We start from the raw sequence: 15,465 nt of genomic DNA on the forward strand, positions 1-15,465 counted from the left end.
GGACACACCCGCTGAACGCGAGGGACTTAAGCGAACCACCTAAGACGGGACGACCTCGGGATGCCCCCCTCCGTCGCTCAGTCACAATTACCGAACCCCCTTGCACACACAACAACAGAACGCTTCAGAACCGCCCGATCGAGCGTGTTTTCCAGCGGGTGTTGCACAAATAACACGCAGATGTGATCAGGGCGACTTTGTAACACTTTGAATCTGCTGATCTTTTTCGACAGGTTTCATCTGCCATCAAAAGTTCCGGCACCAGCCCCTCACATTCGTGGAGACGCCTCGCTGTGGGTCTGGGGCGCCCGAATCGTGGAATCAACGAGGGACTCGCCGTGCGCCAGTCCTTCGGGAACTGGCTGGCCTGACCATCAAGCGGCTGCAAGATCGACAAAATATCGATCTGCGCATCGTCGATCGCTTGCAGGACTTCACCGTCGAGCTTGTGTCGCAATCGACAAAGCGATGAAATGACTTTTCGAGCCGCTTGCGGAGATCGCTGTTGTCGTCAGGACCGATTGAAAACGCGTACGTCTCGAAGCGATCGGGATATTGCCTATCGATATCTCGCAGTGAGCTACCCAGCTGGATGCTCTACGTCCTGACTATTGTAAGATGAGATCCGTAGCGGCGGAGTCCTGACAGTTGAAGAATGAAACAGCGTGCCAGATTGTCCCTGCTTTGATTTCCAAGGGCCGTTTCCACGGAAAGAGAAATCGCCAGACAAGGCCCTCCCTGATTGCGGCGACGCCTGGCGCGACGGGCAGATCCTCGGCCGGCGAGCGAATGATCCCACTAATAGTGAGAGCGCCCTTCCCGCAGCCCTGACACGGGCCCCGTCGGCCGATCTGAGGGCAATCACCGCTCACAGTTTGTGGCGAATCGCGGAAGAGACAATCAAATCAATCGCTTGCAAATGAATGACTTGATAGAGGCGGTCGGCGACGAAGGCAGTCGTCCCACACGCGGGCCATCCGATCCAATTTGAAAGCAAAATCAATCGTTTATATGGATGAAGGGAGCCTTTATGCGCGCCAGAACCACTCTTAATACAAGCGCCAGAACCTCCAGCTTGGCGTCCGTTATCGCGGCGTTACGTTCTCGGCCCGAGAGCAAACCGCCTGGTTTCGGAATTCGCTGGGAATATTCGAGCAAAAACACACGCTTCCAAATTGACCAGCCCAAGTAATTAGATGCATAAGGCTCGCACCGGAGAGGTGGCCGAGTGGCTGAAGGCAACGCTTTGCTAAAGCGTCATACGGTCTCAAGCTGTATCGAGGGTTCGAATCCCTCCCTCTCCGCCACTCCGCAGCTTGTCCGGCCCGAAGACATGGGTAACGGAACGTACCTAAGACATGGGTGACAGCCTCGTGCCGAACGGGTGGTCGAGAGGTTGCAGGGTTTTCTGCTCCGGGTCGAAGTATCCCAGATCATAGTGCAAGGGCGCGATCTGAATCCGCCGCCTCTGATCTGCGCCCAGTCATCTCGTCGAGATCGCTCACGCCGCTCGGAATCCCGGATGGCGGACCACGAGGGAACCCGATTAGCGAAAATCAGGTTCGCCTGCGACCGCCGGGACGTGATTCACCGCTCAGTGGGCGGAGACCCAGGCCCTCGCCTCGCGCTGGGCGGCCGAGATGTCGGCGTCCGACATCTGCCCGGCGACCTCCTGGCGCAGCGTCACGGCGTCCTTGCGGCCCTTGAGCGCGGCGAGGTTGAACCATTTGTGCGCGGCGACGAGATCAACGAGGCCGGCGCGTCCGCTCGCCCAATAGAGGCCGCGCTCGAACAGCACGTCCGACAGCGCGCCTGCGTCGATCAGCGTCGCGGTCTCCAGATCGAAAGTACCCTGAAACATAACGCATCCCCTTTTTTCTTATGCCGTCTCGTACCCCGAGCGCGGCTCCCGTCCGATCAACTGTTCAACTCATCCCCGAGGCTTTTTGCCCGTGCCGTTTGCCGGCTTGTTGGAGGTAATGATGGCGGGCAAATTTGAATGGCAGTTTAAGTATCGCGATGAAGCAGACGTAAACGCGCCCGCGCCAGGCGCGCACGACAAATGCAAGAAATCCCTATTTTGCAGGGACTTCTGCAATTCGTCAGATTCGGTTTACCTTGGGATTTTGGGAGAACGATAACCATTGCGCACGGTGACGCGCGTCCTGTGGTGTCCCCGCCTGCTGTCGTCACCGTATTCCAGAGACAGCAATGGTCCCACGAGAAGCTGCGGGGTACTGGATCGCCCGGTCGGAGCCGGGCGATGACACCGCAAATGGAGAAGAGGTGCGCGAACTGCCTGCAATTGCGCTGCAGCCTCCCTGCTCAAGCAGGGCGCGCATATGAAGAAGTATATGGCTGGAAGCTCGACTGCGGCCATCCTTCGAGACGCCCGCCTGCGGCGGGCCCTCAGGATGAGGGATGAGGATGCGGCAGCATCAACGCAGATGGATGCAGCCGAGCCTCATCCGGAGGGGACGGCTAAGCGGTCCTCTCGAAGGACGAGGTGCTCGCTCAGGCGCCGCTGACGTCATATGCGACAACCCTGACTGCTCAAGGGCAGAACGGCCACATCGCGGTCAGATCAACAATGTCGGGATATGGGAATGCCGGCAATACCCCGGCCTCATGAGAACGAGGGCGTCGGCGAACACGTCAGGACCAGATTCCACGTTGGCCGAAGGCCGCCTGTGAAATTGCGGAGCCCCTTACGGAGAGCCGCACCGAACGAAGAAAACTTGTTTCTTCTGCCGGACCGGACTTAGCGAGCGAACCCGCGAAGAGAACGATCCGACCGTTGACCTGATGTCTCGCCGACACCCTCTATCGTCGACCAGAACCTTTTGAGAGGCGCTGATGACGTGCCGGCTCTCTAGGAGCCGGCAACTTCAAAAAGCGAAGTTACTTCTTCTTGGCGACCTTGCGGGTCTTCTTCGCAGTCTTCTTCACTGCGCTCTTCGCCTTCTTCGCCTTCTTTGCCTTCTTAGCTTTCTTGGCCATGTTGCCCTCCGATGTGTGAGATGGCTTAATCGCTGCATGCAGTCGGGGATCGAGTGCACACTCATCCCGAATACACCAACACAACGAAAAAAACAGCGTCTCGCTTAAAGAAGTGTTGACGGCGAAACGCGCCTGCGCTGGCGAACGCGATGCAAACGGACTGCATGAGGTGTGCTTGCGATCGCAGAGAGTGCCCGCGGCATCGACGTTTGCAAAAGATGCGATTGTAGAAAAACACTATGCAGCAAGTATTTTCTTGCACGCGTGCATCGCGCACGATCGTTGCAATGATGCATCCTGCCGATCGCGCGAGCGCCTCGCGAAGGCGCTTCGCGGACTCTGAGTCGCGACTTTTGGCAACGAAAATATTTTCATGATTAACGGCGCGAGCGCTCGTCAGAGCGCGTGCAAGTCGCCGTTTTGCGCGAATCGCGTGACGGCGATTCGGTCGGCGTGTCGCGTTCGATCGGGATGAAGTTCGTCGCAGAGGATGTGCGCGAGCGTCGCATCGCGAACCGAAAGCGAGGTGACGACGCCTGTCCGTCACCTCGTTCGAACGCGCGAGGTCAGATGCCGAGCTTGGACTTGAGCAGCTCGTTGACGCTCTGCGGGTTGGCCTTGCCGCCGGATGCCTTCATCACCTGGCCGACGAACCAGCCGAGTGACTGCGGCTTGTCCTTGACCTGCGCCGCCTTGTCGGGATTGGCCGCGATGATGTCGTCGACAACCTTTTCGATCGCCGAAAGATCCGTGACCTGCTTCATGCCGCGGCTTTCGACCAGTGCGCGGGGATCGCCGCCCTCCTGCCAGACGATCTCGAACAGATCCTTGGCGATCTTGCCGGAGATCGTACCCTCGCCGATCAGGTCGATGATCCCTGAGAGCTGTGCGGCATCGACCGGAGAGTCCGTAATATCCCGGCCTTCCTTGTTGAGACGACCGAACAGCTCATTGATCACCCAGTTCGCGGCGACCTTGCCGTCGCGCGCGCGGTTGGCGAGTTTCCCCAACACGGTCTCGTAGAACACTGCACTCTCGCGCTCGGCGACCAGCACGCTGGCGTCGTAGGCCGACAGGCCGAGATCCGCGACGAAGCGCGTCTTCTTCTGGTCCGGCAGCTCGGGGAGCTCAGCCTTCAACTCGTCGACGAAGCTTTGCGAAAACTCCAGCGGCAGCAGGTCGGGATCGGGGAAGTAGCGATAGTCGTGCGCCTCTTCCTTGGACCGCATCGACCGCGTCTCGCCCTTGTTGGGGTCGTAGAGCCGGGTCTCCTGGTCGATCGCGCCGCCGTCCTCGAGGATTTCGATCTGGCGCCGGGCCTCGTACTCGATCGCCTGGCCGATGAAATTGATCGAGTTCATGTTCTTGATCTCGCAGCGGGTGCCCAGCGGCGCGCCGGGCTTGCGCACGGAGACGTTGACGTCGGCGCGCAAGGATCCCTTCTCCATGTCGCCGTCGCAGGTGCCGAGATAGCGCAGGATCGAGCGCAGCTTGGTCACATAGGCCTTGGCCTGCTCGGCATCGCGGATGTCGGGTTTCGACACGATCTCCATCAGCGCTACGCCGCAGCGGTTGAGATCGACATAGGACATGGTCGGCGACTGATCGTGCAGCAATTTGCCGGCGTCCTGTTCCAGATGCAGCCGCTCGATGCCGATGGTGGCGGTCTTGCCGCCGTCCAGTTCGACCACGACCTCGCCTTCGCCGACGATCGGCGACTTGTACTGGCTGATCTGGTAGCCCTGCGGCGAGTCTGGATAGAAATAGTTTTTGCGGTCGAACACCGAGCGCAGATTGATCTGCGCGTTCAGCCCGAGGCCGGTCCGGACAGCTTGTCTGACGCATTCCTCATTGATCACAGGCAGCATGCCCGGCATCGCCGCGTCAACCAGCGACACATGCGAGTTCGGCTCGCCGCCGAATGCGGTGGGGGCGCCGGAGAACAGCTTCGCGTTCGACGTCACCTGAGCGTGGACCTCCAGGCCGATGACCATCTCCCAGTCACCGGTTGAGCCCTTGAGAAGTTTGTGGGGTGCGGCAGGTGCGTTCATGGCTTGCTCCCGAGCAGCGTGGCAGCGATCCGCTCCCACTCTGCCTGTAATGAATCCGTTGCCACGGGCTGGCCGGCCTGGCGGTACCAATAGCCGGCGTTGCCGAGGTCGCCCTCGACCCGGTGCGGATAGGCGTGCACCCAAGCGGCCTCGCGGCCGCTCTCGTCCTGGACGATCTTGTGCGCCTCGTCCCAGTCGCCCTTGGCGGCCCACCATAGTGCGGCAAGGGGAGCGCTGAGGTCCGGCGGCGGGGCGGAGCCGTCGAGGCTGGCGATATACGCCGCCATGCTCACCACCATTTGGCCGGCGTGAAGCGGCCGGCGGCCTGCTCGATCACCTCGCCGAGCGAGAACAGCGTCTCCTCGTCGAAGGGACGGCCGATCAGCTGCAGGCCGAGCGGCAGGCCCTGCGCATCCTTGCCAGCGGGCACAGCGATGCCCGGCAGGCCCGCCATGTTCACGGTCACCGTGAAGATGTCGTTGAGGTACATCTCGACGGGGTCCGCGCCACCCTTCTCGCCGATGCCGAAGGCCGCCGACGGCGTCGCCGGCGTCAGGATCGCGTCGACGCCCTTGGCAAAGCAATCCTCAAAGTCCTTCTTGATCAGCGTGCGCACCTTCTGGGCGCGCAAATAATAGGCGTCGTAATAGCCGGCCGAGAGCACGTAGGTGCCGATCATGACGCGGCGCTTCACCTCAGCGCCAAAACCTTCTGCACGGGTGTTCTCGTAGAGTTCGTTGATGTTCCGGCCCTGCTCGCGCAGGCCGAAGCGCACGCCGTCATAGCGCGCGAGGTTGGAGGACGCCTCCGCCGGCGCCACGATGTAATAGGCCGGCAACGCGTATTTGGTGTGCGGCAGTGACACTTCGACGAGCTCGGCCCCGGCCGCTTTCAGCCAGGCCGCGCCCGCTTCCCAAAGCTTTTCGATCTCGGCCGGCATGCCGTCGAGACGGTATTCCTTGGGAATGCCGATCTTCATGCCCTTCACGGACTTGCCGATCGCGGCCTCGTAGTCCGGCACGGCCATATCGACCGAGGTCGTGTCCTTGGGATCGTGGCCAGCCATCGAGCGCAGCAGCATCGCGGCATCGCGCGTGCTGCGCGCGATCGGACCAGCCTGGTCCAGCGAGGAGGCAAAGGCGACGATGCCCCAGCGCGAGCAGCGGCCATAGGTTGGCTTGATGCCGACGGTCGCGGTGAACGCCGCCGGCTGGCGGATCGAGCCGCCGGTGTCGGTCGCGGTCGCGCCCATGCAGAGCAGAGCCGCCACGGCGGAGGCCGAGCCGCCAGACGAGCCGCCCGGCACCAGCGTCGTGTTGGAGCCATCACGCCGCCAGGGATTGCCGACCGGGCCGAAGCACGAGGTCTCGTTCGACGAGCCCATCGCGAACTCGTCATTGTTGAGCTTGCCCAGCATCACCGCACCATCGCGCCACAGCTGCGAGGTGATCGTGGACTCGTAAGTCGGCACGAAGTTGCCGAGGATTTTCGAGCACGCCGTGGTGCGCACGCCCTTGGTCGCGAACAGGTCCTTGATCCCGAGCGGAATGCCGGCGAGCGGCCCCGCGTCACCCTTGGCGATCTTCTCGTCGACGGCCTTCGCCATGTCGCGCGCGCGGTCGGGCGTCTCCATGACGAAAGCATTGAGCACGCGCGCGGCTTCGATTGCGTTCAGATGCGCGTCGGTCAGCTCGAGGGACGTGAAAGTCTTTGCCGCGAGGCCCTTGCGGGCCTCCGCGAGCGTCAGCGATGTCAAATCGGTCATTTATTGATCGGGCTGCAGAAGAACGGAGACAGGGATTTGTCGTTGGCCGGGTCGTCTTTCTTGGCGGCCGCTTTCGCAGCTGCCTCGATCTCGTCGAGCACGGCATTGACGGCGACGTTGGGGTCGGCAGCCTTGCCCTGCCGCTCCATCTTGTCGAGATAGTTCATGTAGGCCTGATAGGCCTTCTCGTCGTCGCAAAGCATGCACATCGGACCACGTCCTAAAAGTTACTCGACGACCTTCGGCACCAAAAAGAAGTGGCCTTCGATCGCGGGCGCGTTGGCAACGATATCGTCGGCGATCTCGCCGTCATTGACCAAATCCTGCCGCTTTTTCATCTGCATCGGGGTGACCGAGGTCATGGGCTCCACGCCCTCGACATTGACCTCCGAGAGCTGCTCGACAAAGGCGAGCATGGCGTTGAGCTCGCCCTGCAGATGCGGAACCTCGCCCTCGGAAACCGCAATGCGCGCCAGATGCGCGATGCGGCGGACGGTAGCGGCGTCGACGGACATTATATAAGGCCTCTCACGGCAAAACCTATGTGCCGTATAGCAGAGGCCGCTTTTGCGCCGCAACCGGCGCCAGCGCATGATCCGGAAAAGTATGAAGCGGTTTTCCGAAAAGATCGTGCGCAAACAAGAACCAAAAGCACGATCAGGCTTCGCCCGAAGCTCATCGCGCTTTAGGGACCTATCCGGCCAACGCCTTCATCCGGGCAAGCGCCGATTTGGCGAGATCGCGGGTCAGTTCAGCTGCCGGGACCTCGCGGCCCAGGCCGATCGCCTGCCCGGCCCAGAGATTGGTGAAATCCACCCTGCCCTGCTTCTCGGCCGCAGCCTTGAGCGGTCCCAGCGCCGTTGCGGCGTGGGGAAATGGCGGCGCGTCCGGCGAAATCGGGCCGGCCTCGCGCATCAGGCGGTTCTGAACGCCGCGCGCCGGCCGCCCGGTCATGACATTGGTAATGACGGTGGAATCATCCTGTCCCTCGGCGAGCGCCGCACGGGCCGCCGCACTGACCTTGGATTCCGGGCAGCGCAGATAGGCACTTCCGATCTGCACGCCGGCCGCGCCGAGCGCGAAGGCGGCTGCAATGCCGCGGCCATCCGCAACGCCGCCGGCCGCAATCACTGGGACCTTCACCGCGTCGACCACCTGCGGCACCAGCGCAAAGGTGCCGGGCTGCTCCGAGATCTTGTCGGTCAGGAACATGCCGCGATGTCCGCCAGCCTCCGCGCCTTGGGCAATGACGGCATCAGCGCCGTGCTGCTCGAGCCAGACCGCTTCCCTCACCGTCGTCGCCGAAGAGATGACGAGACATCCTGCCGCCTTGACCCGCTTGAGCAGCGCGGCCTCCGGCAGGCCGAAGTGGAAGCTGACGATCTCGGGCTTCAGCTCCTCCACGACCTCGCAGAAGCCGGCGTCGAACGGCGCGCGGTTCGCGGCATTGATGGGTGCGGCGGGATCGAGGCCATGCTCGCGGTAGTAGCCCGCGAGGCGCTGCTTCCAGCGCGTCTCCGCCTCGGCCGTGAGCTCGACCGGTGTGTGGCAGAAGAAGTTCATGTTGACCGGCGTGGAGACGCGCTGCCGGATGATGTTGACCTGCTCGCGCGCTTTCTCCGGCGACAGCATCGCGCTCGGCAGCGAGCCCAGGCCTCCGCCTTGCGCAACGGCGATCACCAGCTCCGCGTCCATCACGCCGGCCATCGGCGCCAGCACGATCGGGAATTCGGTCTTGAAGAGATCGATCAATCGACGGTTCGGCCACATGGTTGTTCTCTCGCAGTTTAGGCGGACGCGCTGGAATTACGCCGGCCGGTTCGCAGTTGCTCGGCCTCGGTCGCGATCCGTTCGACGATTTCGGCGGCGGACGGAATATCATGGATCAGGCCGACGGCCTCGCCGGCAAAGACCGCGGCGACCTCGAAATTGCCCGCGGCCCTTGCCGCGGCATATTCGACGGTCACCTCGGCGGCGCGCTGCATCAGCTCGACCTCGCGGCCGGTCCAGCGCCTGATATGATCATTGACCAGCGTTCGCGCGGTGAACGGGGCCGGCCAGAACAGGCTGCGCGACCAGTCGACGATGACGCCGCGCACCGTGTCATTGGGATCAGCGTCGCGAATGCGCTGCTTGGCTTCCTCCGCGCCATTGGCCTCCACGCTCGCATAGAAGCGCGTGCCGATCAGCACGCCGGAGGCGCCCAGCATCATCATCGCGGCGAGCCCGCGACCATCGGCAATTCCGCCGGCGGCAACCACCGGCACGCGCCCGGCCGTGAGATCGACGATCGCAGGTACGATATCGACGGTTGTGCGCGATGCGCCGTGACCGCCGGCTTCGGTACCCTGCGCGATCAGGATGTCCGCACCGGCATCGAGCGCCTGCTTCGCCATGTCCTCGCTCTGCACCTGGCAGATCAAGCGTGCCCCGCACGCCCTGATGCGCGCTGCAAATGGTGCGGGATCGCCGAATGACAGCATGATCGCTTGCGGATTGGCGTCGAGTGCGATGTCGAGAAGTCTTGGTTGTCTTGCCAGGCTCCACGTGATGAAGCCGATACCGAACGAAGCAAAGCCGCTTAGTTGCCTGGTCTCGGCCTCGAGCCGTTCCTGATCGCCGTAGCCACCACCCAGGATCCCGAAGCCGCCGGCCTCGCTGACAGCCCGTGTCAGCCGGCTGCCGGCGATCGTGTCCATTGGAGCCAGCAGGATCGGATGTTTGATCCCCAGGAGCTGGGTCAGCGGCGTGGTGATCGGCATGGCTCCTCCGCTCTCGACACGAATATTAGTCTAGAATACCATTCTCCAAAATTGATTTCTTACGAACGCTGCCATCTCAAAAGAGAAACGATATTATGGAACTTAGCGACCTCCAGACCTTCGCTGCCGTCGCCCGGACCGGGGGCATCACCCGTGCTGCCGAAGAGCTCAACACGGTGCAGTCGAACGTCACCCAGCGCGTGAAGGCACTGGAAGCCGAGATCGGCACGCCGCTGTTCGAACGCCATAGCCGCGGCATGACCCTGACCGGCGCGGGCAAGCGCCTTTTGCCCTACGCGCAACGGATGTCCGCACTAGCGCGCGAGGCCGTACTCGCGGCCTGCGACGACGGCGAGCCCAAGGGACCGCTCGCGATCGGCTCGATGGAAACGACCGCGGCGGTGCGGCTGCCGCCGCTGTTGGCCGATTTTCATCGCCGCTTTCCCGCCGTCCGGCTGAGCCTGCGCACCGCACCCACCGCCGACCTCGTCGCCTGCGTGCTCGAAGGCACGCTCGACGGCGCCTTCGTCGCAGGCCCGATCGTGCATGCCGATCTCACCGCGACAAGCGCGTTCCGCGAAGAGCTGGTGCTGGTCAGTGCGCGGCGCTGGGCCACGCTCGCCGAGCTGCGCGCCGGCACGCCGGACTCGGGCCCGACCGCACTGACGTTCCGCACGGGCTGCACCTACCGGCAGCGGCTGGAACAGATCTTTGTCGAGTTCGGCTGGCCGTCAGCCGCACGCTTCGAACTCGGCACGCTCGACGGCATGATCGGCTGTGTCGCCGCCGACATGGGCGTGACACTGCTGCCGCGCGCCGTGGTCGAACGCAGTGCGATCAACGGCAGCGTCTCGATCCACGCGCTGAGCCATTCGCACGCGCAGGTCGAGACGCTCTTCATCCAGCGTCGTGCCGGACATCAAACCAGTGCACTGAACGGGTTTGCCGCCTGCCTGAAGCAAGACGACGACGTCATCGCGGCCTGAGACGCCAGCGCCGCAGCGCCACGACGGCCCAGATCGCCTCGACCACGCCAAACGGCCAGGCCCCTTGCAGGAAGCCGTAAGCCGAACCGAGCACGCAGGCCATTGCGAACATCAGCACGAACCAGTGGCTGCGGTCTTCCAGGGCGTAAGCGACCAGCATCGTTGTCACGGCGAACAAGCCGAATAATGTCAGCGCATCCATGTTCCGGGTTCACTCCGTAGCGCGACGCGTGATATGCGCTAACACCATGCCGGCTCTTATCCTGCCTCTCGTCGATGCTGCAACCCACTGGCCCGAACGCGGCGGGTTGGTCGGCCTTGATCTCGGCACCAAGACAATTGGCGTTGCCGTCTCCAATCCGGACCGCCGGTTGGCTACCGGCGTCGAAACGATCCAGCGCAAGGCGTTCAAGCAGGATGCCGCCCGGCTGCTCGCGATCGCCAGTGAACGCAAGGCCGTCGGCTTCGTGCTCGGCCTGCCCATCAACATGGACGGCAGCGAGGGCCCGCGCGCGCAATCGACCCGGGCGTTTGCCCGCAACCTCGCCGGCCTGACCGCGCTGCCCATCGGCCTCTGGGACGAGCGCCTGTCGACCGCCGCGGTCGAGCGCGAGCTGATCGGCATGGATGTCAGCCGCGCCAAGCGCGCCGAAGTGATCGACGAGCACGCCGCGATCTTCATCCTGCAAGGCGCGCTCGACCGCCTCGCCAATCTGCGCGCAGCCCCGGGGCCTGACTGATCCATGGCCGTCGTGATCGCGGCGCTCCTCCCCGTCTTTATCCTGATCGTACTCGGCGTGGTGCTGAAGCGCACCCTGATGCGGCTCGATACGCAATGGAACGGGCTTGAGCGGCTGACCTATTTCGTGCTGTTTCCGATGCTGCTGATCCAGACGCTTGTGAAAGCCGACCTGTCCAAGGTCCCGGTCGCAGGGGTCGGCGGTGCGCTGCTGCTGTCGGCGCTCGCGATGTCGCTGCTCTGCCTCGCGCTCCGCCCCGCCCTGTCGCGGCTCGATATCGACGGCCCCGCCTTCACCTCGATCTTCCAGGGCGCGATCCGCTGGCAGACCTATGTGGCGCTGTCCGTCTCCGCCAATATGTTCGGCGAGGTCGGGCTGGCGCTCGCCTCCGTCGCGATGGTGGCGATCATTCCGCTGGTCAACGTCCTCAGCGTCGCGGTGCTCGCCCACTACGCAGCGCCGAAGAAGCAATCCGCGCGCACCGTTGTCATGACGGTTGTCCGCAATCCCCTGATCTGGGCCTGCGTGATCGGGCTCGTCGTCAACGTCATCCACCTGCCGCTGCCGAAGATCTGGCATGAGGTGGCAGACGCACTCGGCCGCTCCTCGCTCGCCATCGGCCTGCTCGTCACCGGCGCCGGACTGCATCTTGAAGGCCTGCTCCGCCCCAGCACGGGTGCCGCTATCGGCGTGGTGTTCAAGCTGGTGCTGATGCCGATGGTCGCGCTGGGGCTCGCCGTCTGGTTCGGACTGTCCGGCGACAGCCTCGCGATCGTCGCGATCTGCGCCGCGGTGCCGACCTCCACCAGCGCCTATGTGCTGGCCCGCCAGATGGGCGGCGATGCCCCGCTGCTGGCGCAGATCATCACGCTGCAGACGATTTTGGCGGCGATCACGATGCCGATCGCGATCGCGCTGGTGGCCTAACTCCCCAGCCACATCGTCAGCACCACCGCCGTCAGATTGTTCAGCGCGTGCAGCACGATCGTGAGCCAGAGCGAGTTGCTGCGGTAGCGCATGTAGCCGAACCACAGGCCGATGGAGAAGACCTCGGCGAGGAAGTACAGGTCGTATTGCAGATGCACGACCGTCCACACCAGCGACGACAGGATGATGGCGCCGGGCACGCGCAGGAAGCTCGCAGACCAGCCGCGAAACAGAAAGCCGCGGGCGAGGACCTCTTCGGACATCGGCGCTGCCACGCTGAAGGCGAACAGCAGCATCAGCGCCGCGCCCTTGTCGCGACCGGATTTCAACAGCTCGGTCATGAAGCCCGGCGTCGCCTCGCGGCCCAGACTCCGCGACATCGTCTCCCAGGCGACCACGATCAGGATCAGCCCGACGGCGCCGAACAGGAGTTGCTTCCAGGACGGCCAATAGAACGCGAGATAGTCGACGAAGGAGGCCTTCTTGATGCGGATGGCCAGCCACACGGCGGCCAGCGTCGCCGGCAGGCCCATCGTGACCGAAAACGCGAGCGACGCCGGCTCGCGACCGATGTGCTGCATCGATGCGAGGTCGATTGGGTCACGGGCGACCCAGACCAGATAGACGATGGCCCCGATCTGCCCGACGAACATGGCTGCGAAGATGGCGACGCCCCACAGCGCCGTGCCCCAGAACTTCCAGACTCGCGGCGGCGCCGGCGTCTCGGTGAGCGGCGGCAGATCGGGATTGAGGGAGTCCATCAGGAGGCTTTCGTTTGGCAGGCTCACGGCAGCGCCCGCTCCATCAGCGTGCGCACGTCGCCGCTCTCGAGCTCGACCGCGCCGTACATGCTGGCGTGGTTCGTGGCGAGGCGCGTGGCGGCGAACAGTTCTGCTTGACGCGGTGACACGCCGTTGAGCGCGGCGGCGGCCGCAAGCAGCGCCAGCTTCTCGACCGCAAGGCGCGCTACGCGCTCGCCGTCCGGGCGGCCGAAGGTCTTGCCGATGAATCCCGCCGTCTCGCCTGCCCCTGGCAGACCTTTGGTCTCGGCAGCAAGCGCTTGCAGGACCGACATCGCTGCCTCCGGCTCGCGCGAGAGCGCGCGCAGCACGTCGAGACACATGACGTTGCCCGAGCCCTCCCAGATCGCGTTGACCGGCGACTCCCGGTAGTGCCGCGCCAGAATGCCGTCCTCGACATAGCCGTTGCCGCCGAGGCATTCCATGGCTTCGTAGAGAAACGGCGGCGCGCTCTTGCAGGTCCAGTATTTGATCGCAGGCGTCAGCAGCCGCATGTAGGCGGCCTCCGCCGGATCGAGCGGCGTCCGATCGAAGGCGCGGCAGAGCCGCATCACCACAGCCGTGCTCGCCTCCACATGCAGCGCCATGTCCGAGAGTACCGCCTGCATCAGCGGCTGATCGGCGAGATGTTTCTGGAACACGCTGCGGTGCCGGGTGTGATGCAGCGCGTGGGCGAGCCCCGAGCGCATCAGGCCGACCGAGGCGATCGCGCAATCCTGCCGCGTCATTTGCACCATCTGGATGATGGTACGGATGCCCTTGCCCTCATCGCCGACGGCTTCCGCATAGGCACCGACGAACTCAACCTCGGATGACGCGTTGGAGCGGTTGCCGAGCTTGTCCTTCAGCCGCTGGAACTGGATCGCGTTCACCGAACCATCCGGCGCGAAGCGCGGCATGAAGAAACAGGTCAGTCCCTGGTCCGCCTGAGCCAGCACCAGGAAGGCATCGCACATCGGCGCCGACATGAACCATTTGTGGCCGGTGATACGGTAGGCGCCTCCCTCGCGCACCGCGCGCGTCATGTTGGCGCGCACGTCGGTACCGCCCTGCTTCTCGGTCATGCCCATGCCGAGCGTCATACCGCGCTTCTCCCACCACGGCGCGAAGCTGGGATCGTAGCTTTTCGTCGACAGCACCGGCATGACCTTGGCGCGCAGATCAGGCTGCATCGCCAGCGCCGCAACGGAGGCGCGCGTCATCGTGATCGGGCAGAGATGGCCGGTCTCGACCTGCGAGGCCATGTAGAATTTTGCCGCGCGGATGACCTCTGCGACATTACCCGCGGGTCTTCCATCCGCAGTCCAAGTCGAATTGTGCACGCCGGCACGGGCGCTGTGAGCCATCAGCTCGTGATAGGCCGGATGAAACTCGACCTGGTCGCGCCGATTGCCCTTGGCATCGAAGGTGCGCAGCTTCGGCGTGTTCTCGTTCGCGACGCGCCCCCGATCGGCCATCGCAGCCGAGCCCCAATGCTTGCCGTACTCCGAGAGCTCCGGTTCCGCCGCCGCAGCGCCATTGGCCCTGACCGCCGCGACCAGCGGCTGGTCCGCGGCGAACAGATCGACGTCCTCGAACGGCGGCGACTGGTTGAAGACCTCGTGGGTCGCGAAGCTGGGCTGGGTCATCTCGTGTCCTCGGCGCGGAATCAGTTCCGCCGCGGCTGGATCGGGAAATCATAGGCCGCACCGCCCGCTCCCGGCAGCGAAAAGTGCCACCACTCCTTTGCATAGTTCACAAAGCCTTGCCTTGCCATCGCAGCCACCAGCCGCTTGCGCCAGGCGCGCTGATCCGGACTGATCGTTGGTGCGGCGGTATGCCCTTTCACGTCGGTGCAGTCATAGCCGGTGCCCATGTCGACGCTGCCCTCCGGCAATCGCGCCTCGACCGGTGCCGTGCAGTCCGCGTAGGTCTTTGACGGGTCGTATTTGCCTGAATTGTCGGCGTTGAGATCGACCAGCGTGAGATCGAGCGCTGCGCCCGTCGAATGCTGCGAGCGGCTTGCGATGTAGCCGAGGCGGAACAGCTCGGTCTTGGGAATTTTGGGATTGTAGCGCCGCTCGGCGGCCGTCTCGTGGCCGTTCTGCGACCACCTGACCATGTCGAGCGAGGCCCGCGCCGGCCGGTAGCAGTCGAACATTTTCAGCGAGAGATTTTGCGCCGCCAGTTCCTGCTGGACCGCCTTCAGCCGCAGCCCAACCTCCCGCTTCACCACGCACCCGCCGGCCCCGTAGCCGGCGAGCGGACGGCCGACGAAATTGTTCGAGGTGGCGTAGCGGATGTCCTGGATGATGCTGGGCTCGATGTCGTGCAGATAGACGAAACCGCCGGGAAGCGATTGGGCGTGGGCCGCGGAAACAAAAGCCGCGACCAAGAGCGCCGTTAGAGTTGTTTTCAGCGGAAATCTCCCCTTCGTCATGGGCGGGCTTGTCCC

General features: G+C 63.8%; 15 protein-coding genes and 1 tRNA gene. 4 read left to right on the top strand and 12 right to left on the bottom strand.

From position 1 onward, the window contains the following. The first annotated feature begins 1,214 nt into the window (after positions 1-1,214). Positions 1,215-1,307: transfer RNA gene (locus AC0L3B_RS34520), tRNA-Ser, on the top strand. Between the two features lie 287 nt (positions 1,308-1,594). On the opposite strand, the gene AC0L3B_RS34525 is transcribed toward AC0L3B_RS34520, so the two are convergent. The 8 genes from AC0L3B_RS34525 to AC0L3B_RS34560 all read right to left on the bottom strand — a co-directional run bounded on the left by AC0L3B_RS34525 (position 1,595) and on the right by AC0L3B_RS34560 (position 9,578). Continuing rightward, positions 1,595-1,861 (bottom strand): hypothetical protein, encoded by a 267-nt coding sequence (locus AC0L3B_RS34525; protein WP_456654068.1) that lies wholly within the window; start codon positions 1,859-1,861, stop codon positions 1,595-1,597. 1,705 nt (positions 1,862-3,566) lie between these two features. Continuing rightward, on the bottom strand, positions 3,567-5,051 hold the full coding sequence (gatB, locus tag AC0L3B_RS34530; RefSeq protein ID WP_473357616.1) for an Asp-tRNA(Asn)/Glu-tRNA(Gln) amidotransferase subunit GatB: 1,485 nt from the start codon (positions 5,049-5,051) through the stop codon (positions 3,567-3,569). After that, positions 5,048-5,350: a hypothetical protein gene (locus tag AC0L3B_RS34535; RefSeq protein ID WP_473381951.1), complete on the bottom strand. Its 303-nt coding sequence runs from the start codon at positions 5,348-5,350 to the stop codon at positions 5,048-5,050. Before AC0L3B_RS34535 ends, gatB begins: the two co-directional genes overlap by 4 nt. Beyond that, complete coding sequence (gene gatA / locus AC0L3B_RS34540; protein WP_247369746.1) at positions 5,341-6,816, bottom strand: Asp-tRNA(Asn)/Glu-tRNA(Gln) amidotransferase subunit GatA; 1,476 nt, start codon at positions 6,814-6,816, stop codon at positions 5,341-5,343. The genes AC0L3B_RS34535 and gatA overlap by 10 nt, the downstream gene beginning before the upstream one ends. Next, on the bottom strand, positions 6,813-7,025 hold the full coding sequence (locus AC0L3B_RS34545; protein ID WP_007611210.1) for a hypothetical protein: 213 nt from the start codon (positions 7,023-7,025) through the stop codon (positions 6,813-6,815). Before AC0L3B_RS34545 ends, gatA begins: the two co-directional genes overlap by 4 nt. An 18-nt stretch (positions 7,026-7,043) precedes the next feature. Beyond that, a complete protein-coding gene (gatC, locus tag AC0L3B_RS34550; protein ID WP_085383243.1) occupies positions 7,044-7,331 on the bottom strand; it encodes an Asp-tRNA(Asn)/Glu-tRNA(Gln) amidotransferase subunit GatC in 288 nt (95 codons plus the stop codon). Positions 7,332-7,509: 178 nt separating this feature from the next. Then, positions 7,510-8,586, bottom strand: a complete 1,077-nt coding sequence (locus AC0L3B_RS34555; RefSeq protein WP_247396170.1) for an NAD(P)H-dependent flavin oxidoreductase — start codon at positions 8,584-8,586, stop codon at positions 7,510-7,512. 17 nt (positions 8,587-8,603) lie between these two features. Next, positions 8,604-9,578: an NAD(P)H-dependent flavin oxidoreductase gene (locus AC0L3B_RS34560; RefSeq protein WP_473381955.1), complete on the bottom strand. Its 975-nt coding sequence runs from the start codon at positions 9,576-9,578 to the stop codon at positions 8,604-8,606. 95 nt (positions 9,579-9,673) lie between these two features. Here AC0L3B_RS34560 and AC0L3B_RS34565 point away from each other — a divergent pair, with 95 nt between their 5' ends. After that, complete coding sequence (locus tag AC0L3B_RS34565; RefSeq protein WP_473381958.1) at positions 9,674-10,564, top strand: LysR substrate-binding domain-containing protein; 891 nt, start codon at positions 9,674-9,676, stop codon at positions 10,562-10,564. On the opposite strand, the gene AC0L3B_RS34570 is transcribed toward AC0L3B_RS34565, so the two are convergent. Next, positions 10,551-10,766 (bottom strand): hypothetical protein, encoded by a 216-nt coding sequence (locus tag AC0L3B_RS34570; RefSeq protein WP_473381960.1) that lies wholly within the window; start codon positions 10,764-10,766, stop codon positions 10,551-10,553. The two genes, AC0L3B_RS34565 and AC0L3B_RS34570, sit on opposite strands and share 14 nt — an antisense overlap. A 46-nt stretch (positions 10,767-10,812) precedes the next feature. Here AC0L3B_RS34570 and ruvX point away from each other — a divergent pair, with 46 nt between their 5' ends. Together ruvX and AC0L3B_RS34580 are read left to right on the top strand one after the other, a co-directional pair. Next, positions 10,813-11,304: a Holliday junction resolvase RuvX gene (gene ruvX / locus AC0L3B_RS34575; protein WP_007603328.1), complete on the top strand. Its 492-nt coding sequence runs from the start codon at positions 10,813-10,815 to the stop codon at positions 11,302-11,304. Between the two features lie 3 nt (positions 11,305-11,307). Continuing rightward, a complete protein-coding gene (locus tag AC0L3B_RS34580) occupies positions 11,308-12,231 on the top strand; it encodes an AEC family transporter (protein WP_247338486.1) in 924 nt (307 codons plus the stop codon). Here AC0L3B_RS34580 and AC0L3B_RS34585 read toward each other — a convergent pair. Genes AC0L3B_RS34585 through AC0L3B_RS34595 form a run of 3 tightly spaced genes read right to left on the bottom strand, consistent with a single transcriptional unit; the run spans position 12,228 to position 15,450 of the window. Further along, positions 12,228-12,992 carry a lysostaphin resistance A-like protein gene (locus tag AC0L3B_RS34585; protein WP_473381999.1) on the bottom strand — a complete coding sequence of 255 codons (765 nt, stop codon included), beginning with the start codon at positions 12,990-12,992 and terminating at the stop codon, positions 12,228-12,230. The two genes, AC0L3B_RS34580 and AC0L3B_RS34585, sit on opposite strands and share 4 nt — an antisense overlap. 23 nt (positions 12,993-13,015) lie before the next feature. Beyond that, the gene (locus tag AC0L3B_RS34590) at positions 13,016-14,659 is read right to left on the bottom strand and encodes an acyl-CoA dehydrogenase family protein (RefSeq protein ID WP_473381962.1); all 1,644 of its coding nucleotides are present in this window, start codon (positions 14,657-14,659) and stop codon (positions 13,016-13,018) included. A gap of 20 nt (positions 14,660-14,679) precedes the next feature. Beyond that, complete coding sequence (locus AC0L3B_RS34595) at positions 14,680-15,450, bottom strand: M15 family metallopeptidase (RefSeq protein WP_473381966.1); 771 nt, start codon at positions 15,448-15,450, stop codon at positions 14,680-14,682. Positions 15,451-15,465 lie beyond the last annotated feature (15 nt).

Source organism: Bradyrhizobium sp. Kon56, from assembly GCF_055807635.1.

What these genes read in the sequence shown, in the direction of transcription:
- AC0L3B_RS34545 (WP_007611210.1), bottom strand. Translation starts at nt 7,025, where the DNA reads ATGTGCATGCTTTGCGACGACGAGAAGGCCTATCAGGCCTACATGAAC.
- AC0L3B_RS34560 (WP_473381955.1), bottom strand. Translation starts at nt 9,578, where the DNA reads ATGCCGATCACCACGCCGCTGACCCAGCTCCTGGGGATCAAACATCCG.
- AC0L3B_RS34595 (WP_473381966.1), bottom strand. Translation starts at nt 15,450, where the DNA reads ATGACGAAGGGGAGATTTCCGCTGAAAACAACTCTAACGGCGCTCTTG.
- AC0L3B_RS34565 (WP_473381958.1), top strand. Translation starts at nt 9,674, where the DNA reads ATGGAACTTAGCGACCTCCAGACCTTCGCTGCCGTCGCCCGGACCGGG.
- AC0L3B_RS34580 (WP_247338486.1), top strand. Translation starts at nt 11,308, where the DNA reads ATGGCCGTCGTGATCGCGGCGCTCCTCCCCGTCTTTATCCTGATCGTA.
- ruvX (WP_007603328.1), top strand. Translation starts at nt 10,813, where the DNA reads ATGCCGGCTCTTATCCTGCCTCTCGTCGATGCTGCAACCCACTGGCCC.
- AC0L3B_RS34570 (WP_473381960.1), bottom strand. Translation starts at nt 10,766, where the DNA reads ATGGATGCGCTGACATTATTCGGCTTGTTCGCCGTGACAACGATGCTG.
- AC0L3B_RS34585 (WP_473381999.1), bottom strand. Translation starts at nt 12,992, where the DNA reads ATGGACTCCCTCAATCCCGATCTGCCGCCGCTCACCGAGACGCCGGCG.
- AC0L3B_RS34555 (WP_247396170.1), bottom strand. Translation starts at nt 8,586, where the DNA reads ATGTGGCCGAACCGTCGATTGATCGATCTCTTCAAGACCGAATTCCCG.
- gatC (WP_085383243.1), bottom strand. Translation starts at nt 7,331, where the DNA reads ATGTCCGTCGACGCCGCTACCGTCCGCCGCATCGCGCATCTGGCGCGC.
- gatA (WP_247369746.1), bottom strand. Translation starts at nt 6,816, where the DNA reads ATGACCGATTTGACATCGCTGACGCTCGCGGAGGCCCGCAAGGGCCTC.
- AC0L3B_RS34525 (WP_456654068.1), bottom strand. Translation starts at nt 1,861, where the DNA reads ATGTTTCAGGGTACTTTCGATCTGGAGACCGCGACGCTGATCGACGCA.
- AC0L3B_RS34535 (WP_473381951.1), bottom strand. Translation starts at nt 5,350, where the DNA reads ATGGTGGTGAGCATGGCGGCGTATATCGCCAGCCTCGACGGCTCCGCC.
- AC0L3B_RS34590 (WP_473381962.1), bottom strand. Translation starts at nt 14,659, where the DNA reads ATGACCCAGCCCAGCTTCGCGACCCACGAGGTCTTCAACCAGTCGCCG.
- gatB (WP_473357616.1), bottom strand. Translation starts at nt 5,051, where the DNA reads ATGAACGCACCTGCCGCACCCCACAAACTTCTCAAGGGCTCAACCGGT.